Genomic DNA, 23,935 nt, shown 5'->3' on the forward strand with positions numbered 1-23,935 from the left:
GGGGTCGATTCCCCCCGGTAATCCCCGGAACGGCGGCCTCACCCCGGTGCGTCCCCGGCCGGCTCGTTAGAGTTCCCGCGGAGGTGAGCGACGGTGCGGCAGGGGGCAACGTCGGCCGACGCGGTCGGTCTGCTGATCGGGTACGCGCTGGACACGGCATTCGGGGATCCACGACGGTTCCACCCCGTTGCCGGCTTCGGGACGGCCGCCGCCGCCCTGGAGCGCCGTGTCTATGCGCCACACCGGCGGGCGGGAGCCGCGTTCGCGATGACCGCGGTCGGTGTGCCCGTGCTTGCCGGCGCGGCGGCGGCCGTACTGACCCGCCGGCGCCCGGTCGCCCGTGCCGCCCTGGTGGCCGCCGCGACCTGGACCGTGCTGGGCGGGCGCACGCTGCGGCGCGAGTCCACGGTCATGGCGGGGCACCTGCAGCACGGCGACCTCGCGGCGGCCCGGGGCCGGCTGAGTCACCTGTGTGGCCGGGACCCGTCCGCGCTCGACGCCCCGGAACTGGCCCGCGCCACGGTGGAATCGGTCGCCGAGAACACCTCGGACGCGGTCGTGGCGCCGCTGTTCTGGGGTGCGCTGGGTGGCCTGCCGGGTCTGCTCGGCTACCGCGCCGCCAACACTCTGGACGCGATGGTCGGGCACCGCTCCGCCCGGTATGCCCGCTTCGGCACGCCCGCCGCGCGCCTGGACGACGTCCTCAACCTGCTGCCGTCCCGGCTCACCGGGGCCCTGACCGTGGTGGCGGCGCCGCTGGCGGGTGGCCGGCCGGGCGAGGCGCTGCGGGTGTGGCGGCGGGACCGCAACGATCATCCGAGCCCCAACGCCGGCCAGTGCGAGGCGGCGATGGCGGGTGCGCTCGGGGTGCGGCTCGGGGGGCGCAACGTGTACTTCGGGCGTACGGAGTCGCGGCCGTTCCTCGGCGACGGTCCGCGTCCGTCAGCGGCGCACCTGCGCGGGGCGGCGCGGCTGTCCGGCGCGGTGGGAGCAGCCGCGACGGTCCTCGCCGCCGGTCTGGCACTGGCCCGCTCCGGTGCCGTCCGGCGCTTGCGCACCCCGATGCTGCGCCGCTGGGGATCATCCCGGTGCCGCCCGGCGGCAGGCAGCGGAGGCGTGCGGTGAGCGGGGGACTGCTGGTCGCGGGGACGACGTCGGACGCCGGCAAGAGCGTGCTGACCGCCGGCATCTGCCGGTGGCTGCACCGCCGGGGGGTGAAGGTGGCGCCGTTCAAGGCGCAGAACATGTCGAACAACTCGGTCGTGGTCGTCGGACCGGACGGTCGCGGCGGCGAGATCGGCCGCGCGCAGGCCATGCAGGCCGCCGCGTGCGGGCTGCCCCCGGACATCCGGTTCAACCCGGTGCTGCTCAAGCCGGGCAGCGACATGTCCAGCCAGGTGGTGCTGCTCGGCGAGGCGGTCGACACGGTCACCGCGGCGAACTACCGCCAACTTCGGCCCCGGCTCGCCGAGACGGCCCACGCCGCCCTGGCGCAGTTGCGGACCGAGTACGACGCGGTGATCTGCGAGGGCGCGGGCAGCCCGGCCGAGATCAACCTGAGGGACGGCGACTTCGTCAATATGGGGCTGGCCCGCCAGGCCGGCCTGCCCACGATCGTGGTCGGCGACATCGACCGGGGCGGGGTCTTCGCCGCCCTGTTCGGCACGGTGGCGCTGCTGGAGCCGCAGGATCAGGCGCTGATCAGCGGATTCGTCATCAACAAATTCCGGGGCGACCCGGGCCTGCTCCAACCCGGCCTCGACATGATTGCGCGGGCCACCGGCCGGCCCGTCCACGGGGTGCTGCCGTTCGACCTCGACATCTGGCTCGACGCCGAGGATTCCCTGGCGTACGGGCGGGTCCTGGGCCGCCCCGGACCGCCGCGCGGCAGCCAGTGGCTGCGCATCGCGGTGATCAGGCTGCCCCGCATCTCGAACGCCACCGACGCCGAGGCGCTGGCAGCCGAACCCGGAGTGCAGGTGCGGTTGACGATCGAGCCCGCGGAGATCGCCGACGCGGACGTCGTCGTGATCCCCGGCTCCAAGGCCACGGTCAGTGACCTCACCTGGCTGCGGGAGACCGGCCTTGCCGATGCGGTGCACACCCACGCTGCCGCGGGCAAGCCCCTCATCGGCATCTGCGGCGGGTTCCAGATGCTGGCCGAGACCATCCACGACGACGTGGAGAGCCGTCGCGGGACGGTCCCGGGCCTCGGGTTGCTGCCCGTCGGTGTCACGTTCGGCCCCCGCAAGACGCTCGTGCGTTCCCGGGGCACCGCGTACGGCGAGGTGCCGGTGCACGGGTACGAGATCCATCACGGGTTCGTGTCGTCCGGTGACCCCGAGCCGCTGCTGCGGTATGCCGACGGCACCCCGGAAGGTGCCGTGTCGGGCACCGTCTGCGGCACCCACTGGCACGGGGCGTTCGAGTCCGACGAGTTCCGCCGCCGCTTCCTGACCGAGGCGACCCGCCAGGCCGGACGGCACGGCTTCGTGGTCGCCCCCGACACGCGGTACGGCGCGGTCCGCGAGCGGGCGCTCGACGTCCTCGGCGACCTCGTGGAGAACCACCTCGACACGGACGCCCTGTGGCGGCTGATCGACGAAGGCCCGCCCGCCGGACTGCCGTTCATCCCGCCGGGAGCGCCCGGTGCAGCCTGACCCGGAGCCGGCCGGCAGCACGGTGGAACGCTTCGCCGAGCTGGCGGCCTGGATCCTGGCGAAGCCGCCCCGGCTCGGGCCGGTGCGGCTGGTCGCGATCGACGGCCCGAGTGGGGCGGGCAAGACCATGTTCGCCCGGCGGCTCGCCGGGGTGCTGGGCGCGCCGATCGTGCACACTGACGACCTTCTCGACGGCTGGGCGGACCAGTTCACGTTCTGGGAGCGCCTCGAGCAGCAGGTGCTGGAGCCGTTGCGGGCGGGACGGCCGGCCACGTACCTGCCCTACCAGTGGGATCGCGGTGCGTTCGGCGGTGCTCCGGTCACGATTGCGCCGGCGCGGGCCGTACTGCTGGAAGGCGTGTCGTGCGCGCGCCGGGCGATCCGGCCGCGGCTGAGCCTGGCGGTGTTCGTCACCGCACCGGACGGGCTGCGCCGCGAGCGTGTTCTCGCCCGCGACCGTGCCGACGTTGCCTTTCGGTCGTACCTTGAGCAGTGGCGCGCCGCCGAGCGCCGGCATTTCGCCGCCGATGCCACCGAAGCCCACGCAGACCTGGTGGTGGACGGCGCCGCCGAGCGCCGGGACGACGAGTACGAGCGGATCTGGCAGCCTGCGCCGGCTTGAGCCACGCTGGTGGTCTCCGACGGCAGGTTGCTCCAACGGCGAGAGCGGGGTTGACGATGACGACCGAGGACGAGAGCCGTCCCGTGCGGCGCAGGGTCACCTTGACCGGCATCAGCTCGCGGGCGTGGGAGCATCCGGCCGACCGCGGCGCGCTGACCGCGTTGCGGGAGCTGCGCGGCTTCGACGATCTCGTGAAGACGTTCTTCGGGATGTGGAACGAGCGCGGTTTCCGGCTGTCGTATCTGGCCGGTGCCATCCGCGTCGACCACCGCCAGTATCCGCGGGTGTACCAGCGATTCGCGGAGGCGGCCAGCGCCCTCGACGTCGCCGAACTGCCCGAGTTGTACGTGCACCAGTCGCCGATCATCAACGGGCAGTCCATCGGCATGGACCGTGCGTTCGTGGTCATCACCACCGCGGCCGTGGAGCGGCTGGACGACGACGAACTGCGGGCCATGCTCGGGCACGAGCTGGGACACGTACGCAGCGGCCACGCGGTGTACCGCACGATCATGACGATCCTCACCCGCTGGGCGGCCGGGTTGTCGTGGCTGCCGGTCGGTGCGATCGCCCTGCGCGGGATCATGGCCGCGATGTACGAGTGGTGGCGCAAGGCGGAGCTGTCCGCGGACCGGGCCGGGTTGCTGGCGGGGCAGGATCCGGCGGCTTCGTTGCGGCTGCTGATGAAGCTGGCCGGGGGCGGTGATCTGTCGCAGATCGACACGGCGGCGTTCCTGGAGCAGGCGTCGGAGTACGCCGGGGGCGGGGATCTGCGCGACAGCATTCACAAGATCGGTCTGACCGCGTGGAGCACCCATCCGGTGCCGGTGGCCCGGGCGGCGGAGCTGCGCCGGTGGATCGACTCGGGTGCGTACGCCCGCATCCTGGCCGGGGAGTACCCGCGCCGCGACGACGACGGCGACGCCTCGGTCACCGCGGACGTCAAGGCCGCTGCGGATTCGTACCGGGAGGCGTTCAGCAACTCCCAGGACCCGCTGGCCGGGCTGCTGCGCAAGCTGGGTGGCGGGGCCGCCGACCTGGCCGGGTCCGCTGCCGGCCGGGCCCGCGAGTGGGCGGCCGGCGCCGGACGCGCCCGCGGCGGCGACGACCCCCAGGACGCGCCGCCCCAGTGACCTCGCCGGCCGGATGCGCCCGCGGCGGCGACGACCCCCAGGACGCGCCGCCCCAGTGGCCTCGCCGGCCGGTCGACCCGCCGCTGCGACGACGCCGGGCAGGTGCCACCCCTACCGACGCGGCGGGCCGGCCGCCCCGCCACGGCCCCGGTGTCACCCATGCGGCATAGCATGCGGGCATGAGCCTTTCTGAGGACGAACTGCGCGCCGCGATCGCGCGGGAACTGCCCGGGGTCCGTGCCGACCTGGAGCGGCTGGTCCGCATCCCCGGCATCGCCTTCGAGGGTTTCGACCACAGCCACGTGGAGCGCTCCGCCGAGGCGGTCGCCGAGCTGCTGCGCGGCTGCGGCCTCGACGTCCAGATCGTGCGCGGCGGCGGGCAGCCCGCGGTGATCGGGCACAAGGCGGCCCCGCCCGGCGCCCCCACCGTGCTGCTGTACGCGCACCACGACGTGCAGCCCACCGGCGACCCGGCGCTGTGGCACAGCGACCCGTTCGAGCCGGTCGAGCGCGACGGCCGGCTGTACGGGCGCGGTGCCGCCGACGACAAGGCGGGCGTGATGGCACACGTTGCGGCGCTGAGGGCGTTCGGTGACGACCTGCCCGTGGGCGTGGCGGTGTTCGTGGAGGGCGAGGAGGAGTACGGGTCGGAATCGCTCGACGGCCTCCTCGAAACCCACCGTGAGCTGCTGCGCTCCGACGTCATCGTGATCGCTGACTCCGGCAACTGGGACGTCGGGGTGCCGGCGCTCACCACCTCCCTGCGTGGCCTGGTCAACTGCTTCGTCGAGGTACGGACGCTGGCCAACGCCGTACACAGTGGCATGTTCGGCGGTCCGGTGCCGGACGCGCTGACCGTGCTGGCGCGGCTCATCGCGACGCTGCACGACGACGACGGTGAGATCGCGGTCGACGGCCTGGTGGGCCGCGAGGGCGCGTCCGTCGACTATCCCGAGGACCGCTTCCGGCACGAGGCCGGCATCGTCGACGGGGTCCAGCTCGTGGGGCGCGGCACGATCACCGACCGGATCTGGACCAAGCCGGCCATCGCCGTGCTCGGCATCGACGCCCCCGGCACCGCGGTCGCCGCGAACGCGCTGGTCCCGGCCGCGAAAGCGAAGCTGAGCATCCGCGTGGCGCCCGGCGACGACGCCGCATCGGTGTACGCCGCGATCCGCGCCCACCTCGAAAAGTACGTGCCCTGGGGCGCCCAGGTCGAGGTGACACTGGAGAGCGACGGCGCGCCGTGCGTGATCGACGCGTCCGGCCCGGCGTACGACGCGGCACGCGCCGCGTTCCGCGCCGCGTGGGACGGCGTCGAGCCGGTCGACATGGGCATGGGGGGCTCGATTCCGTTCATCGCCACGTTCCAGGAGCTGTTCCCGGGCGCAGCGATCCTGGTCACCGGCGTCGAGGACCCGCACGCAGCCGCGCACGGCCCCAACGAGAGCCTGCATCTGGGCGAGTTCGCCCGGGTCTGTCTCGCCGAGGCGCTGCTGTTGCGCAACGTGGCGGCTCTGGGGCGCTGACCCATGGCCGAGCTGCGCTGCGACGTGCTCGTGGTCGGTGCCGGCCCCACCGGGCTGATGCTGGCGAACTGGCTGGTCAGGCTCGGGGTCCGGGTCGTCGTGGTGGACGGCAAGCCTGGGCCCACCCGGGAGTCGCGGGCCCTGATCGTACAGGCGCGCAGCCTGGAGGTGTACGACCAGCTCGGCATCGGCGACACCGTCCTCGCGGAAGCCCAGCGGGCGGTGGCGCTCGCGCCGGGCTTCGGCGACCGGGTCTTCGGCCGCATTCCGCTCGGGGCGCTCGGGCAGGACCTCACCCCGCACCCGTACCTGGAGGTGCTGGAGCAGAGCCGCAACGAGCAGATTCTGTACGCCCACCTGCGCGAGCTCGGCGGCGACGTGCGGTGGGGCGAGCAGCTCACCGCACTGGCCGAGCGTGACGGCGGCGTCGAGGCGACCGCGGGGGACACCACGATCCGGGCCCGGTTCTGCGTCGGCGCGGACGGGGCGAACTCGGTGGTGCGCCGCGAGCGTGACATCGCGTTCGAGGGGATCACCAACCCGCACCGGTTCTACGTCATCGACGCGACCGCGGTCGGTGGCCTGGTCGAGGCCGCGGTCAACGTGCGGCCGGGCGGGGACGAGTTCCTGCTCGGGTTCCCGATGGCCGGGCGCGGCAATTGGCGGCTCATCGGTCTGGCACGCGACAGCGACGGCGACGGCGAGGTGACCGAGCAGGACGCCCGTGACCGGATCAAGACCGGCTTCGCGGTCACGTACGGCGACTCGCGCTGGTTTGCCACGTACCGGGTGCATCACCGGGTCGCGGCCGCGTTCCGCGACGGGCCGTTCTTCCTGGCGGGCGACGCCGGTCACGTGCACTCGCCAGTCGGCGGCCAGGGCATGAACACCGGCCTGCAGGATGCCCACAACCTGGCGTTCAAGCTGGCCGACGTCGTGCACGGCCGGGCCGGGGACACGTGGCTCGATCGGTACGAGGCGGAGCGGCGCCCGGTCGCACAGGTGCTGGTGCGTACGACGGACCGGTTTTTCGGCGCGATCACCTCGCAACGCTTCGCCGCACGGGCGTTGCGCCGGGTGGTGGTGCCGCTGCTCGCACCGGTCGGCGTCCGCACCCTGCCGGAGGCGTCCAGCGGTTCCCGGCTGTTCGGGTACGTGGGTCAGCTGCGCATCCACTACTGGATGGATCCGGACGCGAAGCGGCGTGCCGGGGGCCACCGCGACCCCGTCGTGGGGCGGCGGCTGCCGTGGGCGGGCGGCAACTTCGACGTGCTGCGCGCCCTGGAGTGGCAGGTGCACGCGTACGGCGGGATCGACGCGGCCGACGTTCCCGAGCTGGGCCTGCGGGTGCACGTCTTCCCGGCGGCGCCGCAGACTCCGCTGCAACCGGGCCGGCTGTACCTGGTCCGCCCGGACGGCTTCGTGGCCGCGCAGGCGTCACCCGCGGCCGCCGCCGAGACCTTCGCCGCCGCGATGCCCCCGCGCCCGGCCTGAGAGCCAGGTCGACCGCCATCGCGTCGGCCGGCACTGGTCCGAGTCCCGACCGCGGCGGCGGCCGCCGAAGCCGCCCGGCATGCGAGCGACGGGCCCGGATCGTCGGGGGCAGCTGCCGTAGTCGCCCGGCATGCGAGCGACGGGCCCGGATTGTCAGGGGTGGCTGCCAGGATGAGTTCCGTGCGGTTCTCGGATCTGGCAGCCACCTCGGCCGCCGTCGCAGCCACGTCGGGCCGGAAGGCCAAGGTCGACCTGCTGGCCGCGGCCCTGCGCCGCCTCGATCCCGGTGAGCTCGCGGCCGGGTCCGCCTACTTGGCGGGCGAGCTGCGCCAACGCCAGACCGGCGTCGGTTACGCGAGCCTGCGCGACCAGCCGCCGCCCGCGGCCGAGCCCAGCCTCACGGTGGCCCAGGTCGACGCGGCGATCGCGGAGCTGGCCGTGGTCGCGGGTGCCGGATCGCAGGCGCGTCGCCGCGAGCTGCTGGGCGCCCTTTTCGCCGCGGCGACGGCCGACGAGCAGCGCATGCTGGTCGGCCTGTTCGGTGGTGAGCTGCGCCAGGGCGCCCAGGCCGGGCTGCTGGCCGACGCGATCGCGCGCGCCGCGGAGGTTCCGCCGACCGCGGTGCGGCGCGCGCTGCTGCTCTGCGGCGACCTCAAGCAGGTCGCGGTCGCGGCGCTCACCGGCGGCGCGCCGGACCTGGCCGCGATCCACCTGCGCGTCGGCACCCCGCTGAGCCCGATGCTGGCGGGCAGCGCGCCGGATGTCGCCGCCGCCCTGCTGGCGACCGGTGCACCGGCGACGGTGGATGTGAAGCTCGACGGCATCCGCATACAGGTCCATCGTTCGGGCGACGAGGTTGCGGTGTTCACGCGCAGCCTGGACGACATCACCGCCCGGTTGCCGGGGGTCGTGGCCGCCGCCCGCGCGCTGCCGGTGCGCGAGGTGGTGCTCGACGGGGAGGCGATGGCCCTCGACGGGCAGGGCCGTCCCCGGCCGTTCCAGGAGACGTCGAGTCGCGCCGCGACGCGCGGCGCCGGGTCCGGATCGGCCAACGCTGCCGCGCTCGTTCCGTACTTCTTCGATGTGTTGCACCTCGACGGCGTCGACCTGCTCGACGAGCCGGGCCGGCAGCGGTGGGCCGCCCTGGCCGATGCGGTGCCCGCCGGGCTGATCGTGGGCCGGCGCACGGTCGAGACCGCCGAGCAGGGCCTGGAGGCGTTCGCGGCGGCCCTGGCCGCAGGCCAGGAGGGGGTGGTGGTCAAGGCCCCCGACGCACCGTACGACGTGGGTCGCCGCGGGTCCGCGTGGGTGAAGGTCAAGCCGAGGCACACCCTCGACCTGGTCGTGCTCGCGGTGGAGTGGGGCCACGGCCGGCGTCGTGGCTGGCTGTCCAACCTGCACCTGGGCGCGCGGGACCCGGGTACGGGCGCCTTCGTGATGCTCGGCAAGACGTTCAAGGGTCTGACGGACGAGTTGTTGCGCTGGCAGACCGTGCGGTTCACGGAGCTGGCCGTGGAGGACAACGGGTGGGTCGTCATGGTCCGGCCCGAGCAGGTGGTGGAGATCGCGTTCGACGGGGTGCAGGCGTCACCGCGCTACCCGGGCGGGGTGGCGCTGCGTTTCGCGCGGGTGCTGCGTTACCGCGACGACAAGCGGGCGGAGGAGGCGGACACCATCGACACGGTCCGGCAGATCGGCGGCTACAACGCCGCCAGCGAGCGCACGTAGTTGACCTGCTGATGGATGAAGGCCACGTGGTTCTGGTCGGCGACCGGGATGCGGCAGACGTACTGGCGGGGGCCGTTGGTGACGGTGACCTGCACGGTGCCTCGGGGCACTGTCTCCTTGGCCAGCAGGAACAGCAGGCTGAACACGGTCAGCACGCAGAATCCCACGACGGCCGCGATGATCGCCCACGTCGGGATCTTCTGTTCGTTGTGCCAGTAGTCGTTGACCTGCCACGTCGAGCCCGACAGGGGAATGTCGCCCGCAGGAGTGTGCACGACCGTCGACGTGACGGCCAGGTCGCCGATCTGCACGACGACCGGCCCCGGGGCGGCGGGCACCGGGACGGCGGGCACGGCTCGTACGCTCCAGGGGTCCTGACCGGGCGAGGAGTCCGCAGTGGAGGTCACGCTCGCACCTTAGCGGGGCCCCACACGTCAGGCGAGCGCGGTGACCGCCGGCGAAATTCGCCGGCCCTATTCCGGCCGGTCAGCCGCGGACGCGGCGCGCTCCCGGTCGTACCCGTCCACCCGGTCCCCGCCTCGACCGGCCCGTTGCCGGTCGGCCTCCGCGACCCGGTCCCCGCCCTGGTCGGCCCGCTGCCGGTCAGCCTCCGCCACGCGGTCCGTCGGCTGCGGGGCACCGTTCGTCTCGCCGCGTGCCTCCTTGCGCGCCTGCCAGACGAACGCGAACACGGCCATCACGGCGAACAGCCACCATTGCACGGCGTACCCGCCGTTCTGCCACGCGTCCTCGTGGTCGACGGGGATCCGTGCGAACGCGCTGTCCGCCGCTGGTGTCTGGCCGGTCAGCAGGACGTACGCCCCGTACACGGGGTAGGGGAGCTGGGCGGCCAGCCGGGGCACGGCGATGCGCCGGGTGTCCAGACGCCCGTCACGATGCTCGACCGGGGTTGGGCGGCTCTCCGAGCGGTGCACCTGCCCGACGACGGTGACCTGCCCGGCCGGGGCAGGTGGCACGGTCGGCGCGGCGATGGCCCCGCCCGGGGCGGGCGGGATCCACCCGCGGTCGACCAGCACCGCCGTACCGTCGCCGAGCACCAGCGGGGTGAGGATCTCGAACCCGACCTCCCCGTCAACCGTGCGACCGCGCGCCTGGATCTCGTGGGCCGGGTCGTAGCGGCCCGTGACGGTGACCTTCGTCCAGGCGAGGTCCGCTCCGGGTGCGGGTCCCGCCGTGCCGGGCGACACGGGCCGGTCCAGGACGGAGGTGAGCGGCCTCGGGGTGGCCGAGTCGGCGGCATCGATGCGGGCGTTGATCGCGCTGCGCTCGTGATACCGGTGCAACTGCCAGTTACCGAGAAAGACCATGACCACCGCGGCGGCCACGGTCAGCGCCGCGGCGGCCAGCCAGCGGGGCGTCAGCACGAACCGGTACACACTCAGAGGCTACCGGGCGGCCCTGGTAGCCGGGCCGGGCGGCGGCGCAGCGGCCGGGACGCGCCCTCGGAGGGTAGGGTGCGAACGCCGGCGGTCATTAGCACGTCGTCGCCGAAACCGTAATCGTCGGGAGTGCCATTGATGACCGCCCAGCCGCGCCTTGTCGTGAGCGCCCCCTCGTCCGGGCACGGGAAGACCGCGATCGCCGTGGGGCTGCTCGCGGCGGCCGCGGCGCGTGGTCTGCCGGCGGCAGGGTTCAAGGTGGGCCCGGATCACACCGACGCCGCGTACCTCGGCCTGGCGGCCGGCCGGCCGGGCCGCAACCTGGACCCGCGCCTGGTCGGCGCGCATCTGGTGGCGCCGCTGTTCGCGCACGGCGCGAGCGGCGCGCCCCTCGCGGTCGTCGAGGGCGCGATGGGCCTGTTCGACAGCCTCACCGGCCAGCCCGAGATCGACGGTACGGCGGCAGTCGCGGCGGCCCTGCGCGCCCCGGTGGTGCTCGTCGTGGACGTGGCCGCGATGGGGCATTCGATCGCGGCGCTCGTGCACGGCTTCCGGATGTTCGACGAGATGGTGCACCTCGGGGGTGTGATCCTCAACCGGGTCGCCTCGCCTCGCCACGAGCAGATCCTGCGGACCGCGCTGGACGACATCGGCATGCCGGTGCTCGGCGCGGTGCGCCGCGGGGATCTGCCGGCGGTGCTGCCCCCGCGGGCGCAGGGCCCGGTCCCGGTGGCGCACCGGTCGGTCGACGCGGCGCGCGCCGTGCGCCGCCTCGGTGAGGCCGTCAGTGCCACGCTCGACCTGGAACGGCTGCTCGCGCTCGCCGGTTCGGCGCCGGCGCTGCCGAGCCCGGTGTGGTCACCGGGCGATGCCCTGGCCGCGGCGGGCCTGGTGGGTTCGCCGGGCGACGGTGCCGCGGCCGGGGAGGGCCGTCCGGTGATCGCTGTGGCGGGCGGGCCGGGCGCCCCGTACACGTACGTCGAGAACGCCGAACTGCTCGCCGCCGCCGGCGCGGACGTGGTGATCTTCGACCCGCTGCGGGACGAGTCGCTGCCGGCCGGGGTCCGGGGTCTGATGATCGGTGGCGCGCTGCCCGAGGCGTACGCGGAGGAGCTGTCCGCCAACCGGCGGCTGTGCAATCTGGTGGCGCAGTTCGCCCATGAGGGCCGTCCGGTCGTCGCGGAGGGTGTGGGCCTGCCGTGGTTGGGGCGTGACCTGGACGGGCGCCCGATGTGCGCGGTGCTGGACGCGTCGTCGACGACCGTGGAGCGGACCGTCGCGGGCTACCGCGAGGCGACCGCGCCGGTGACCTCGGTGCTGGCCCCGGCGGGCGCCCGGATCACCGGGTACAAGCAGCACCGGGCGGTCGTGACGCCGCGGGCCGGTCAGACCCCCGCCTGGACGTGGGCCGGCGGTGACCCGGAGGGATTCGTCTGGCGCCAGGTGCATGCGTCCCAGCTCGGCCTGCATTGGGCGGCAGCGCCCGAAATCGCCTGCCGGATGGTGGCGGCGGCCCTGGACGGGCCTTCCGCCGCCGGTGCGCCCCACTCGACCGGGCCGAAGGCAGTCGTGCCACTCCAGCCCCTGGGACAACCGCCGGTGCCACTCCAGCCCCTGGGACAACCGCCGGTGCCGCCCCGGCCCGTGGCGAGCCCCGCCGTGCTGTCGCATCCGGTGGCGAGCCCCGCCGTGCCGTCGCAGCCGGTGGCACACGCGGCCGTGCCGCCGCTGCCTGCGGCGCGCCCTGCCGTGCCGCAGCTGTCCGGGGAGCATGCGGCCGTGCCGCAGCTGTCCGCGGCGCATGTGGCCGTGCCGCTGCAGCCCACGGTGCACGCGGCCGTACCCCCACCGGCCGGGGCGTCGGCCGTCGAGGCCGACACGGTGGATGTGGCCGGCGGCTCCGTGTGAGGCAGCGGACGTCCACCTGGTCGACGTAACGTGAAGAGCGCAAACACGCCCGGGTGACGGGAGGAGCAGGATCGTGACCGACCGTGTGCCGCTCGACTTCGACCCGTCGGTTCGTCAGCTGAGGGCGCTGCTGCTGGGCGTCACCGACGACGACCTGACGGCGTCCACGCCGTGTGACCGGTGGTCGGTCGGCGACCTGCTGGATCACCTCATGGTCTTGAGTCTCGCGTTCACCCAGGTCGCCCGGAAGGAGTCGGGTGCCCCCGGGACCGCCGTCCCCGCGCCGGAACCGTCGGCGGTGCACCTGCCGTCGCACTGGCGCAGCCAGCTGCCCGCTCTGCTGGAGGACCTGGCGACCGCGTGGAAGCATCCGGGAGCGTGGGCGGGCACCGCGCAGGCCGACGGCGTGACCCGGCCCGCGTCGGAACTGGCAGCGGTGGCGATCAACGAGCTCACCGTGCACGGCTGGGACCTGGCCCGGGCGACCGGGCAGGACTTCGCCGCGGACCCGCGGATCCTGCATGCGCTGGCCGAGTTCCTGTCCCCGCAGCGGGCGGCAGACCGGGCAGCGGCCACCGGTGCGATGACGGATCTGGAGGACGAGCCGACGCTGCTGGCGAAGGTGGTCGGGCTGACCGGGCGCGACCCGAACTGGCGTCCGGGCGGGCGTCGCCGGCGCGGTCGCGAAGCCCGCGACGCGGCCTGACATTCAGGTACGCCGGGAGGCCGCGGCGCGCGTCGGCGGGGAACGGCTCGCTACGAGTGCCGTAGCCGGTGGTGGAAGGTCCGGTGGAGGGTGCGGTTTCCTCCGTACACCAGGCGGTCGGGTGGCGGGGCGAATTTCAGCTCCGGCTGGCCCTCCAGTGCATCGCGCAGCGTCTGGGCCACGGTGAACTTCGACATCGTGCTGCGGCCCGACCCGACGTAGTGCTTCGGGTTGTCCGGATCCGCCACGAACGCCGCCGCCGCCAGTTGCGGGGTGAAGCCACAGAACCACGCGGTCCGGTTGCTGTCGGTCGTGCCGCTCTTGCCGGCCACCGGCCGGCGCAGGACGCCGTACACCATGGGGGAGGTGGACCAGCCGCCGCAACTGCCGCGGGCGGCGCCGTAGCCGGTCACGCAGCGGGCGGCGTCCGTGGCGGCCCTGGCGACGGCCCTCGTCAGTGCCTGGTGGCAGCGGGGCCAGGCGACGGCGACCCCCTGGTACGCGGTGCTGGTCCCGTCCGGGTTGGTGATCGCGCTCACCGGGATCGGCTCGCAGTAGAGGCCCTGGGCCGCGACCGTGGCGAACACGTTCGCCATCTCGATCGGGGTGACGTCGCTGACGCCGAGCGTGAACGCGCCCCAGTCGTTCGCGTGCGCGGGGCTGGCCAGGGTCCGGTCCACGCTGGTACGCCATTTCAGCCCGAGCCGTTCGGCCATCCGCACCGCGTAGCGGGCGCCGATCCGTTCCTCGACCTGCACCCAGTACGTGTTGACGGATTTGCCGAACCCGCTCCACATGGTCTGCACGCCGCTCATCGACTTGTTGTCGTTCTGCGGGCACCAGTGCCTGCCGCAGGAGGCGCGGCCACGGGTGGTGATGTACCTGGACACGTACTTCTGCGGGGCCATGATCGATGTGGACAGCGGCAGGCCGCGGCTCAGCGCGGCCAGCATCGTGAAGATCTTGAAGGTGGATCCGGCCTGGTAGCCGGCCATGTCCCCGCCGCCGAGCAGCGGGTTGACCGTGTTGGGGTAGTTACCCTTGAGTCCGGCGCGCCGTTTCGCCGGGTCGCTGTGCTCGCCGTTGTGGCGCTGGTCCAGCGAGTACCTCCGGTTCACCGCCATCGCGACGACACGGCCGGTGCCGGGCTGGATGACGACCTCGCCGTGGGCGTACGGGCTGCGGCGCGGCTCCTTGTTCAGCACGTGCTTGAACGCCGACGTCTGGATCTTCGGATCGAGGGTGGTGACGATCCGGTAGCCGCCGCGGCGCAGGGCCTCTTCGCGTTCCATCGGTGTCGCCCCGAACGCGGGCTGCTCCATCCACCACGTACGCAGGTAGTCGCAGAAGAAGCCCCAGTTGTTGTGCGCCTTGGTCATGCTGACGCAGTCGTTCGGCGGGGTGGTGAGCCGCAGTGCGATGGGGGAGTTCTTCGCGGTCGTGGCCTGGGCCGCGGTGATCGTGCCCATCTTGAGCATCTGGTCGATGACGTAGTTGCGCCGTTCGGTGGCCGCCTGCTGGTCCCGGCTGGCCGGATCGTACGCGCTGGGCGCCTTGACCAGCCCGGCGAGCAGTGCGGCCTGGGTGAGGGTCAGGTTCTTCGGCGTCGTGGAGAAGAAGATCTGCGATGCGGCGAAGATGCCGTACGCGCGGTGGCCGTAGTACGCGGAGTTGAGGTAGCGCTCCAGGATCTCCTGCTTGGTGACGCGTTTCTCCAGCTCGATGGCGAGCCGCATCTCGCGCAGCTTGCGGGCGGTGGTCTGCTCGGTGGCGGCCAGCGCCTCCCGCGGGGTTTTCGCGCCGTCGCGCAGGGCCATCCGGACGTACTGCATCGTGAGTGTCGACGCGCCCTGGGAGACGCCACCCGCCTGCTGGTTGGCGACGAACGCGCGGACCACACCCTTGGGGTCGACGCCGTGGTGCTGGTAGAAGCGGGTGTCCTCGGCCGCGACGATCGCCTGCGCGATGTACGGCGACATGTCCGTGAGCCTGGTCGGCTTGCGGTGCTCCTCGTAGAACATCGTGAGCAGCGTCCGGCCGTCGTTGGCGTACACGTACGTGGTCTGGGCCGACGGTACGACCGTGAGCTCGTCGGACATGTTCTCCAGGGCGTCGGTGCCCTCCCGGGCCCCGATACCGGCGATCGCTGCGAGGGGGAAGACCAGGCCGGCGACGACGAGCCCGGCGATGAGCCCGGCACGGACCAGTGGGGTGAACCGGATGGCGTCGGCGAGTCGGCTGCGCAGCACGTTTCTGAAGGTATGGCAAAACCTCTCATGTTTGTACGGAACGGCCGAAGTGAGCGTCCGATCCTCATCCGGCATGCTGGGGCCGTGACGAAGCCGATCGAGGAGGCGCTCGGTCACCACGGCGACGCCGAGGTGGAGCCGGGTCTGATCGACCTCGCCGTCAACGTGCGGCAGCAACCGCTGCCCGCCTGGCTCGCCGAGCCGATCACGGCGTCGCTGAGCGAACTGGCGGCGTACCCGGATGCCACCCTGGCCACCGCGGCGGTCGCGGCCCGGCACGGCCGCGACCCGGGCGAGGTGTTGCTCACCGCGGGCGCGGCGCAGGCGTTCGTGCTGCTCGCCCAGGCCTTGCGCGGGGCCGTGCGCCCGGTGGTCGTGCACCCGCAGTTCACCGAGCCGGAGGCGGCGCTGCGCCACGCCGGGCACGACGTCGACCGGGTGCTGCTGTCCGAGGCGGACGGGTTCCGCCTCGACCCGGCGCTGGTGCCGGAGGATTCCGAGCTCGTGTTCGTCGGCAACCCCACGAACCCGACGTCGGTGCTGCATCCGGCCGCCGATGTGGCGGCGCTGGCCCGGCCCGGCCGGGTCCTCGTGGTGGACGAGGCGTTCGCGGACACCACCCACCGGGCGGGCGTCGCGCGGGAGCCGGAGTCGCTGGCCGGGCGCCGCGACCTGCCCGGCCTGGTGGTGCTGCGCAGCCTCACCAAGACGTGGGGTCTGGCCGGGCTGCGCATCGGCTACCTGCTCGGCCCCGCCGACCTGCTGCCCCGGCTGGCCGCGGCGCAGCCGCTGTGGGCGGTGTCCACCCCGGCGCTGGCCGCCGCGACCGCGTGCGCGTCGCCGACGGCGGTCGCCGCGGAACGCCGCATCGCCGCGGAGATGGCGGCCGAGCGTGCCCACCTGGTGGAACGCCTCGCGGACGTGCCGCAGGTCACTGTTGCGGGGGATCCGGCGAGCGCGTTCGTGGCGATGCGCCTGCCCGATGCCGCCGAGGTGCGCCTTGAGCTGCGCAGACGCGGCTACGCGGTGCGGCGTGGCGACACCTTTCCGGGGCTGGGCGCCGATTGGCTCCGGGTGGCGGTGCGCGACACTGCGACCACGGACGCGTTCATCGCGACCCTGACCGACGTGCTGAAGGAGCGACAGTGACCTTGGAGACGACGCTGGCGGCCATCGCGCCCGCGGACCCCGCGGCCATGGCGGCGGCCCGCGACCTGCAGGCCCGCCTGACGAAGCCGGCGGGTTCGCTGGGCGCCCTCGAGGATCTTTCGGTACGGCTGGCCGGGCTGGCCGGCGCGTGCCCGCCCCCGCTGCCGCAACCGGCGAGCGTCGCCGTGTTCGCCGGGGACCACGGCGTGCACGCCCAGGGGGTCACGCCGTGGCCGCAGGAGGTCACCGCGCAGATGGTGGCGAACTTCGTCGCCGGTGGGGCCGTGGTCAACGCGTTCGCCCGCCAGGCCGGTGCGGACGTGCTCGTGGTCGACGTGGGGGTGAAGGTCCCCGTGCCGGGCGACGCCCCGAACCTGCTGGACGCCAACGTGCGCCGCGGCACCCGCGACCTCGCGGCGGAGCCGGCCCTGACCCGCGACGAGGCGCGCGCCGCCGTCGAGGTGGGCATCCGGGTCGCGAACGCGCTGGTCGACGGCGGCGCGGCCGCCCTGATCGGCGGCGACATGGGCATCGCGAACACCACCCCGGCCGCCGCGCTGATCGCGGCGTTCACCGGCTCCGACGCGGCCGCGGTGACCGGCCGCGGCACCGGAGTGGACGATCCCACGTACGCGCGGAAGGTCGCGGTGGTCGGCGACGCGCTGGCCCGGCACCGCCCCGACCCCGCCGACCCGCTCGGGGTGCTCGTGGCGGTCGGCGGGCTGGAGCATGCCGCGCTGGCCGGGTTCATGCTGGGCGCGGCGGCGCGCCGGGTGCCGGTGATCGTCGACGGGGTCATCGCGACCGCGGCGGCGCTGGCCGCGGCGGCGTTCGCGCCGGACGCGGTGGCCGCGATGGTGGCGGGTCACCGGTCCGCCGAGCCGGGCGCCACGGTGGCCCTGGCCCATCTCGGGCTCACGCCCGTACTGGATCTCGGGCTGCGCCTCGGCGAGGGCACAGGCGCGGTGCTCGCGCTGCCGGTCGTGGCCGCCGCGGTGCGGGTCCTGCACGACGTGGCCACGTTCGACTCGGCGGGGGTCTCGGAGAAGTGAACCTCTATCCGCTCGCGTTGCGCCTGGACGACCGGCGGGTGCTCGTCGTCGGGGGCGGCGCAGTCGCCACCCGCCGGGTCCCCGCGCTGCTGGCGGCGGGCGCCCGCGTCGAGGTGGTCGCTCCGGAGCTGACGCCGGCGCTGCGCGGTCACGTCGATGCGGGGCGGGTCACCTGGCACGCGCGCCGGTTCGTTCCGGCCGATGTGGACGGCGCCTGGCTGATCCAGGTCGCGGTCGACGACCCCGTGGCCGCGGCGCAGGTCAGCGAGGCCGCCGAGGCGGCCCGGGTGTTCTGCGTACGGGCCGACGACCGGACTGCCGCGACCGCCTGGACGCCCGCGGTGACCCGGCACGGCGCGGTCACCGTGGCGGTCACCGACGACGGTGACCGGCGCCGCGCCCTGGCCGTCCGCGACGTCGTCGCCGCGGCACTGGAGTCCGGGCCCCTGGCCGCGGTTCCGGCGGGGCGCTCGCCCGGTGTGCCCGCTCACGCCTCCGCGGAGGGCGGGCATGTCGCACTGGTCGGCTCCGGGCCGGGCGACCCGGAACTGATCACGGTCAAGGGCCGGCGGCTGCTGGCCGCGGCGGACGTGGTGGTTGCCGATCGGCTGGTGCCCGGCATGCTGCTGGGTGAGCTGCGCCCCGAGGTCGAGTTCGTGGACGCCGCCAAGATCCCGTACGGGCCGGCGGCGGCGCAGGAGGAGATCAACCGGATCCTCGTGGAGCGGGCCCAGGCGGGCAAGTTCGTCGTACGCCTCAAGGGCGGCGACCCGTTCGTGTTCGGCCGCGGCGGTGAGGAGGTCGTCGCGTGCGCCAAGGCCGGCGTGCCGGTGACCGTGGTGCCCGGCGTGACCAGTTCGATCGCCGCCCCTGCACTGGGCGGCATCCCGGTCACCCACCGTGGTGTCGCGCACGAGTTCACCGTGGTCTCGGGCCACGTGGCGCCCGAGGATCCGTCGTCGCTGGTGGACTGGGCGGCGCTGGCCCGGCTGCGCGGCACGCTGGTGATCCTCATGGGGCTGAAGAATCTCTCCCGGATCGCGGCGCGCCTGCTGGCCGAGGGCCGGGCGGCGGACACCCCGGCCGCGGTCGTCCAGGAGGGCTCGACGGACGCTCAGCGGGTGCTGCGTAGCACGCTCGGCGAGGTCGCCGACGCCGTGTCCGAGGCGGGCATCCGCCCTCCCGCGGTCGTGGTGGTCGGCGACGTGGTGACCGCACTGGGCTGATCAGGAGGCGTCGATAGCGCCCAGTTCGGTGAGGAACGACTGGGCCCACGACGCCACGTCGTGCGTACGCAGGTGCCGCTGCATGACGCGCATCCGCCGTTTCAGCTCGGGCGGCTCGGCGCCCACGGCGCGCAGCAGTGCCTCCTTGACCCCGTCGGGGTCGTGCGGGTTGCACAGGAACGCCTGCCGCAGCTCCGTGGCCGCCCCGGCGAACTCGCTGAGCACCAGCGCGCCGCCCGCGTCGCCGCGGCAGGCCACGTACTCCTTGGCGACCAGGTTCATGCCGTCGCGCAACGGGGTGACCATCATGACGTCCGCGGCGACGTACATGGCCGCAAGCTCCTGCCGGCTGTACGACTGGTGCAGGTAGTGCACCGCGGGCACCCCGACCTTGCCGAACTCGCCGTTGATGCGGCCGACCTCGCGCTCCACCCGGACGCGCAGTGTCTGGTAGTGCTCGACCCGCTCCCGGCTGGGCGTGGCGACCTGGACCATCACCGCGTCGCCGACCGTGAGCTTGCCGTCGGCCAGCAGCTCGCGGAACGCCTTGAGGCGCAGCTCGATGCCCTTGGTGTAGTCGAGCCGGTCCACGCCGAGGATGATCGTCTCCGGGTCGCCCAGCTCGGCGCGGATCTGCTTGGCCCGGGCCTGCACGGACGGGTCGGCGGCCATGCGTTCCATCTCGCGGGTGTCGATGCTGATCGGGAACGCCCCGGCCTTGACCTTCCGCCCGTCCACCTGGATGGACTGTCCCTCGTAGCGCAGTCCGAGCAGGTGCCGGGCGAGCCGGACGAAGTTCTGCGCGGCCAGCCGCTGCTGGAAACCGACCAGGTCCGCGCCGAGCAACCCGCGCAACACCTCGGCCCGGAACGGCATCTGCATGAACAGCTCGATCGGCGGGAACGGGATGTGCAGGAAGAAGCCGATCCGCAGGTCGGGTCGCATCTCGCGGAGCATCGCGGGCACGAGCTGGAGCTGGTAGTCCTGCACCCAGACCGTGGCGCCCTCCGCGGCCACCTCCGCGGCGGCCCGGGCGAACCGCTGGTTGACCACCCGGTACGCCTCGCGCCATCGCCGCTTGTAGACCGGGGTCTCGACCGCGTCGTGGTACAGCGGCCAGATGGTGGCGTTCGACTGGCCCTCGTAATAGCGCTCCAGCTCGTCGGCGCTCAGCGGCACCGGGTGGATCCGGATGCCCTCCAGCTCGAACGGCTCCGGCGCGTCGCCGTCCCCGCCGGCCCAGCCGATCCAGGTGCCCTGGCGCTGGACGAGCACCGGGTGCAGGGCGGTGACGAGCCCTCCCGGGCTGGGCCGCCACTGCCGTTCCCCGTCGGTGGTGGTGACCTCGTCGACGGGCAGGCGGTTGGCGACTACGACGAAGGAACTGCGTTCGGCCACGCTGAGTGCACCTCCGGGTCGTTTCTTCCCCTATGCCGAGCCTACTGTGCGTAGCGGGGTGGGGCTTGCCGTGGGATGGCGATCGGGTGCCATCCTTGTCAGGTGGAACTGTCCGACGATCATTCCCCGGCACGCAGGCCGTTACTGCTGCCTGTGGTTCTCGCCACCGTCTTCCTGATCATCATCGGGGTCTCGGGGGGCCTGGCGCTGGCGTCCTGGCAGCGGCGAGGAACAACCGACAATCAGGCACAGAACGGGCCGCAGCCGGTGCCGTCGGCGAGCGTCCAGGACTGCCGGGAGGAGACCCAGGCCGTGGCCCCGAGCCACGGCGCGCGGGGCACTCTGCACATCGCGCTGCTGTTGCGTACGCAAACCTCCGCGATCTGGATCTGCCGCGACGAAGCGGGCCAGCTGTTCTACCACGCCAACCGCGGCGGCGAGGCGGCCAAGTGGATCGAGGGGGAGACCGCGCTGTTCCTGGAGGGGGTGCAGCAGGACGGGGACGAGTACAAGGTCAAGTCGCAGGACGGCACGGTGTTCACGGTGACCGCGCAGCGCTTGCTGATCCGTCACAAGGACGGGCGGGTGGAGATCCAGATGGCCGCGGCCGGGTGATCGGCGGGGAATCCAGGGCGTCTCGCCGGGGTTGACGTGGGAGCCGGTTCGGCGGGGTGGAAAGATTGTCCCCCGACCTCGGCCGGTCCGCGGCCAGACCGCGTAGCTGCATCCGGCTCCGCATTTCACGATCACGGAGGTAGGGCGCACCGTGGCCCAGTTCATTTACGTCCTGGAGAAGGCGCGCAAGGCGCACGGCGACAAGGTCGTGCTCGACAACGTGACGCTGAACTTCCTGCCGGGCGCCAAGATCGGTGTGGTCGGCCCGAACGGGGCCGGTAAGTCCAGCCTGCTGAAGATCATGGCGGGCCTGGACATGCCGAGCAACGGCGAGGCCCGGCTGATGCCCGGCTTCACGGTCGGCATGCTGGCTCAGGAACCGAAGCTCAACGACGCCAAGACCGTCCTCGGCAACATCGAGGAGGCGGTCGCGGAGACCAAGGCCAAGCTGGAGCGGTTCAACAAGATCGCCGAGCAGATGGCCACGGACTACTCCGACGAGCTGATGGAGGAGATGGGCAAGCTCCAGGAGGAGCTGGACCACGCGGACGCGTGGGACGTCGACTCCCAGCTCGAACTCGCGATGGACGCGCTGCGCTGCCCGCCGCCGGACGCCGACGTCAGCCAGCTCTCCGGTGGCGAGCGTCGCCGCGTCGCCCTGTGCAAGCTGCTGCTGGAGGCCCCCGACCTGCTGCTGCTCGACGAGCCCACCAACCACCTGGACGCCGAGAGCGTGCAGTGGCTGGAGCAGCACCTCGCCAAGTACGCGGGCACGGTCATCGCGATCACCCACGACCGGTACTTCCTGGACAACGTGGCCAACTGGATCCTGGAGCTGGACCGCGGCCGGGCGTACCCGTACGAGGGCAACTACTCGACGTACCTGGACAAGAAGGCGGCCCGCCTGGCGGTCGAGGGGCGCAAGGACGCCAAGCTCAAGCGGCGCCTATCCGAGGAACTGGAGTGGGTGCGCAGTAACGCCAAGGCGCGCCAGACCAAGAGCAAGGCTCGCCTGGAGCGCTACGAGGAGATGGCCACCGAGGCGGAGAAGACCCGCAAGCTGGACTTCGAGGAGATCCAGATCCCGCCGGGCCCGCGCCTGGGCAACACCGTCATCGAGGTCAAGGACCTGGTCAAGGGCTTCGACGAGCGGGTGCTGATCGACAACCTGTCGTTCTCGCTGCCGCGCAACGGCATCGTCGGCATCATCGGCCCCAACGGCGTCGGCAAGACCACGCTGTTCAAGACGATCGTCGGCCTCGAGCAGCCGGACACCGGCACGGTCCGGGTCGGCGAGACCGTCCAGCTTTCGTACGTCGACCAGAACCGCGCCGGCCTCGGCGGCGACCAGACCGTGTGGGAGGTCGTCTCCGACGGCCTGGATCACCTCATGGTCGGCAAGGTGGAGATGCCGTCGCGGGCGTACGTGGCCGCGTTCGGCTTCAAGGGCCCGGACCAGCAGAAGCCGGTCAAGGTTCTCTCCGGCGGCGAGCGCAACCGGCTCAACCTCGCGCTGACGCTGAAGATCGGCGGCAACGTGATCCTGCTCGACGAGCCGACCAACGACCTCGACGTGGAGACGCTGTCCAGCCTGGAGAACGCGCTGCTGGAGTTCCCCGGCTGCGCCGTGGTCATCTCCCACGACCGGATGTTCCTCGACCGGGTGGCCACCCACATGCTCGCGTGGGAAGGCACCGAGGAGGACCCGGACAAGTGGTTCTGGTTCGAGGGCAACTTCGAGGCGTACGAGAAGAACAAGATCGACCGGCTGGGCGCCGAGGCGGCTCGGCCACACCGGGTCACCTACCGCAAGCTGACGCGTGACTGATCCACACCGTTTCGTGTACGACGCGGCCGTGCGCTGGTCCGACCTGGACGCGTACGGCCACGTCAACAACGCGCGCTTCCTCACGCTCTACGAGGAGGCGCGCGTCGCGATGTTCTTCGTCGGCGCCAAGGCGATGGGGCTGACCTCCTTCGAGGACGGCATCGTCATCGCCCGGCACGAGATCGACTACCTGCGCCCGGTGGACTACGGCGAGCCGGTGCGCGTCGAGATGTGGGTCTCGCAGCTGCGGGCGGCCTCGTTCACGGTCTCGTACGAGCTGTTCGACGCGGACGTGCTGGCCAGCCGGGCGAAGTCGGTCTGCGTGCCGTACGACCTGGCCAACGGCCATCCGCGCCGGCTCACCATGCCGGAACGCCAGTTCCTGACCCCGTACCTGGTGTCATGACGGTGCTGGCTGTCATGCCCTCGCTGCGCTCGGTGCAGTCGGTCATGAGGGTGCTGGTTGAGTCATGCCCTCCTGGCCCTCGCTGCGCTCGGTGCAGTCGGTCATGACGGTGCTGGTTGAGTCATGCCCTCCTGGCCCTCGCTGCGCTCGGTGCAGTCGGTCATGACGGGACACGGTCTGACCGGCGTCAAGGACGCCGGGGCGTACCTGGCGCGGCTGACGCGGCTCGACCCGGGCGCCCCGGTGCGCCTGCGGGGCGGGGAAGGCCGTACCGCGTTGTGGGCCCGGCTGCCGTGGGGGGTGCTGGTCACCCGCGAGGTGGCGGGGACGGGCCCGGTGGACGCCACGGTGTCCGCGGCCGACCTGCTGGACGCGTTGGCCCGCGGGGATGCGGCGCTGCCGTCGCGCCGGGACGCGGCGTGGCGTTGGCCGTTGCCGCCCTCGGCGGTGCGCCCGGTCGAGGCGGTCGCGGCGGCCGAACTGGCCCGGCTGGCGGCGGCCGCCGCCGGCACGCTGCGCGCTGTCACGGCCGGTGCGCTCGGTGACCGGGCGGTCGGCCAGCGGGCGGTGCGCGACGCCCTGCTGGATCACGTGGCGCTGGTGGTGATGCTGCCGGACGGCGGACGGGTCGACGTGCCGCAACGGCTCGTTCAGGCGGTGTCCCGGATGGGGTTCCTGGGACCGGCCGATGTGGACGCTCCGGATACAAGGGTGTGCATGGCGGGACGCTGGGTGGGACTTTCCGCACCATATGGAGTTGCGTGGCTACAGCCGGTCCAAGATCTGGCCGTTACGCCTATAGCGACTCACCCGTTCGGGTGATGGAGCCTCG

The 23,935-nt window shown here is 73.0% G+C and carries 20 protein-coding genes; 16 read left to right on the top strand and 4 right to left on the bottom strand.

Annotated features, from left to right (window positions below; genetic code table 11):
* The first annotated feature begins 93 nt into the window (after positions 1–93).
* From ACMCNK_RS29595 to ACMCNK_RS29625, 7 genes are all read left to right on the top strand, one after another.
* Positions 94–1,125 (top strand): cobalamin biosynthesis protein, encoded by a 1,032-nt coding sequence (locus ACMCNK_RS29595; RefSeq protein ID WP_412739620.1) that lies wholly within the window; start codon positions 94–96, stop codon positions 1,123–1,125.
* Positions 1,122–2,660: a cobyric acid synthase gene (locus ACMCNK_RS29600; RefSeq protein ID WP_412739621.1), complete on the top strand. Its 1,539-nt coding sequence runs from the start codon at positions 1,122–1,124 to the stop codon at positions 2,658–2,660. The genes ACMCNK_RS29595 and ACMCNK_RS29600 overlap by 4 nt, the downstream gene beginning before the upstream one ends.
* Complete coding sequence (locus tag ACMCNK_RS29605; protein WP_412739622.1) at positions 2,650–3,282, top strand: uridine kinase; 633 nt, start codon at positions 2,650–2,652, stop codon at positions 3,280–3,282. Before ACMCNK_RS29600 ends, ACMCNK_RS29605 begins: the two co-directional genes overlap by 11 nt.
* A 56-nt stretch (positions 3,283–3,338) precedes the next feature.
* Positions 3,339–4,415, top strand: a complete 1,077-nt coding sequence (locus ACMCNK_RS29610; RefSeq protein WP_412739623.1) for a M48 family metallopeptidase — start codon at positions 3,339–3,341, stop codon at positions 4,413–4,415.
* Between the two features lie 179 nt (positions 4,416–4,594).
* Positions 4,595–5,944 carry a dipeptidase gene (locus tag ACMCNK_RS29615; RefSeq protein ID WP_412739624.1) on the top strand — a complete coding sequence of 450 codons (1,350 nt, stop codon included), beginning with the start codon at positions 4,595–4,597 and terminating at the stop codon, positions 5,942–5,944.
* 3 nt (positions 5,945–5,947) lie between these two features.
* Positions 5,948–7,438 carry an FAD-dependent monooxygenase gene (locus ACMCNK_RS29620; RefSeq protein WP_412739625.1) on the top strand — a complete coding sequence of 497 codons (1,491 nt, stop codon included), beginning with the start codon at positions 5,948–5,950 and terminating at the stop codon, positions 7,436–7,438.
* Positions 7,439–7,609: 171 nt separating this feature from the next.
* Complete coding sequence (locus tag ACMCNK_RS29625) at positions 7,610–9,166, top strand: ATP-dependent DNA ligase (RefSeq protein WP_412739626.1); 1,557 nt, start codon at positions 7,610–7,612, stop codon at positions 9,164–9,166.
* On the opposite strand, the gene ACMCNK_RS29630 is transcribed toward ACMCNK_RS29625, so the two are convergent.
* On the bottom strand, positions 9,139–9,573 hold the full coding sequence (locus ACMCNK_RS29630; protein ID WP_412739627.1) for a hypothetical protein: 435 nt from the start codon (positions 9,571–9,573) through the stop codon (positions 9,139–9,141). The genes ACMCNK_RS29625 and ACMCNK_RS29630 overlap by 28 nt on opposite strands.
* Before the next feature lie 66 nt (positions 9,574–9,639).
* Positions 9,640–10,563 carry an SURF1 family cytochrome oxidase biogenesis protein gene (locus tag ACMCNK_RS29635; protein ID WP_412739628.1) on the bottom strand — a complete coding sequence of 308 codons (924 nt, stop codon included), beginning with the start codon at positions 10,561–10,563 and terminating at the stop codon, positions 9,640–9,642.
* A gap of 141 nt (positions 10,564–10,704) precedes the next feature.
* Between ACMCNK_RS29635 and ACMCNK_RS29640 the strand changes: the two genes are divergently transcribed.
* Complete coding sequence (locus tag ACMCNK_RS29640; protein ID WP_412739629.1) at positions 10,705–12,474, top strand: cobyrinate a,c-diamide synthase; 1,770 nt, start codon at positions 10,705–10,707, stop codon at positions 12,472–12,474.
* A gap of 73 nt (positions 12,475–12,547) precedes the next feature.
* On the top strand, positions 12,548–13,180 hold the full coding sequence (locus tag ACMCNK_RS29645) for a TIGR03086 family metal-binding protein (RefSeq protein ID WP_412739630.1): 633 nt from the start codon (positions 12,548–12,550) through the stop codon (positions 13,178–13,180).
* Positions 13,181–13,230: 50 nt separating this feature from the next.
* Here the strand turns inward: ACMCNK_RS29645 and ACMCNK_RS29650 are convergent, their stop codons facing one another.
* Entirely contained in the window at positions 13,231–15,429 is a 2,199-nt protein-coding gene (locus ACMCNK_RS29650) for a transglycosylase domain-containing protein (protein ID WP_412739631.1), read from the bottom strand.
* A gap of 84 nt (positions 15,430–15,513) precedes the next feature.
* On the opposite strand from ACMCNK_RS29650, the gene cobC reads away from it, so the two are divergent.
* The 3 genes from cobC to cobA are packed head-to-tail and all read left to right on the top strand — an operon-like array spanning position 15,514 to position 18,856.
* Entirely contained in the window at positions 15,514–16,578 is a 1,065-nt protein-coding gene (cobC, locus tag ACMCNK_RS29655) for an Rv2231c family pyridoxal phosphate-dependent protein CobC (protein WP_412739632.1), read from the top strand.
* Positions 16,575–17,630, top strand: a complete 1,056-nt coding sequence (gene cobT, locus ACMCNK_RS29660) for a nicotinate-nucleotide--dimethylbenzimidazole phosphoribosyltransferase (protein ID WP_412739633.1) — start codon at positions 16,575–16,577, stop codon at positions 17,628–17,630. The genes cobC and cobT overlap by 4 nt, the downstream gene beginning before the upstream one ends.
* The gene (gene cobA / locus ACMCNK_RS29665) at positions 17,627–18,856 is read left to right on the top strand and encodes a uroporphyrinogen-III C-methyltransferase (RefSeq protein WP_412739634.1); all 1,230 of its coding nucleotides are present in this window, start codon (positions 17,627–17,629) and stop codon (positions 18,854–18,856) included. Before cobT ends, cobA begins: the two co-directional genes overlap by 4 nt.
* Here cobA and ACMCNK_RS29670 read toward each other — a convergent pair whose 3' ends face one another.
* Positions 18,857–20,254, bottom strand: coding sequence for an alpha,alpha-trehalose-phosphate synthase (UDP-forming) (locus ACMCNK_RS29670; protein WP_412739635.1), 1,398 nt, complete (start codon positions 20,252–20,254; stop codon positions 18,857–18,859).
* 102 nt (positions 20,255–20,356) lie between these two features.
* On the opposite strand from ACMCNK_RS29670, the gene ACMCNK_RS29675 reads away from it, so the two are divergent.
* The 4 genes from ACMCNK_RS29675 (at position 20,357) to ACMCNK_RS29690 (ending at position 23,925) form a co-directional block, all read left to right on the top strand.
* Positions 20,357–20,869, top strand: coding sequence for a hypothetical protein (locus ACMCNK_RS29675; protein WP_412739636.1), 513 nt, complete (start codon positions 20,357–20,359; stop codon positions 20,867–20,869).
* Positions 20,870–21,020: 151 nt separating this feature from the next.
* Positions 21,021–22,697 carry an energy-dependent translational throttle protein EttA gene (ettA, locus tag ACMCNK_RS29680; protein ID WP_412739637.1) on the top strand — a complete coding sequence of 559 codons (1,677 nt, stop codon included), beginning with the start codon at positions 21,021–21,023 and terminating at the stop codon, positions 22,695–22,697.
* Positions 22,690–23,103, top strand: coding sequence for an acyl-CoA thioesterase (locus ACMCNK_RS29685; protein WP_412739638.1), 414 nt, complete (start codon positions 22,690–22,692; stop codon positions 23,101–23,103). Before ettA ends, ACMCNK_RS29685 begins: the two co-directional genes overlap by 8 nt.
* Before the next feature lie 162 nt (positions 23,104–23,265).
* Complete coding sequence (locus tag ACMCNK_RS29690; RefSeq protein ID WP_412741033.1) at positions 23,266–23,925, top strand: hypothetical protein; 660 nt, start codon at positions 23,266–23,268, stop codon at positions 23,923–23,925.
* Positions 23,926–23,935: the final 10 nt, after the last annotated feature.

Source organism: Krasilnikovia sp. MM14-A1259 (genome assembly GCF_047159535.1).
Classification (GTDB): domain Bacteria; phylum Actinomycetota; class Actinomycetes; order Mycobacteriales; family Micromonosporaceae; genus Actinoplanes.

What these genes read in the sequence shown, in the direction of transcription:
- ACMCNK_RS29640 (WP_412739629.1), top strand. Translation starts at nt 10,705, where the DNA reads ATGACCGCCCAGCCGCGCCTTGTCGTGAGCGCCCCCTCGTCCGGGCAC.
- ACMCNK_RS29620 (WP_412739625.1), top strand. Translation starts at nt 5,948, where the DNA reads ATGGCCGAGCTGCGCTGCGACGTGCTCGTGGTCGGTGCCGGCCCCACC.
- ACMCNK_RS29625 (WP_412739626.1), top strand. Translation starts at nt 7,610, where the DNA reads ATGAGTTCCGTGCGGTTCTCGGATCTGGCAGCCACCTCGGCCGCCGTC.
- ACMCNK_RS29690 (WP_412741033.1), top strand. Translation starts at nt 23,266, where the DNA reads ATGACGGGACACGGTCTGACCGGCGTCAAGGACGCCGGGGCGTACCTG.
- ACMCNK_RS29615 (WP_412739624.1), top strand. Translation starts at nt 4,595, where the DNA reads ATGAGCCTTTCTGAGGACGAACTGCGCGCCGCGATCGCGCGGGAACTG.
- ACMCNK_RS29610 (WP_412739623.1), top strand. Translation starts at nt 3,339, where the DNA reads ATGACGACCGAGGACGAGAGCCGTCCCGTGCGGCGCAGGGTCACCTTG.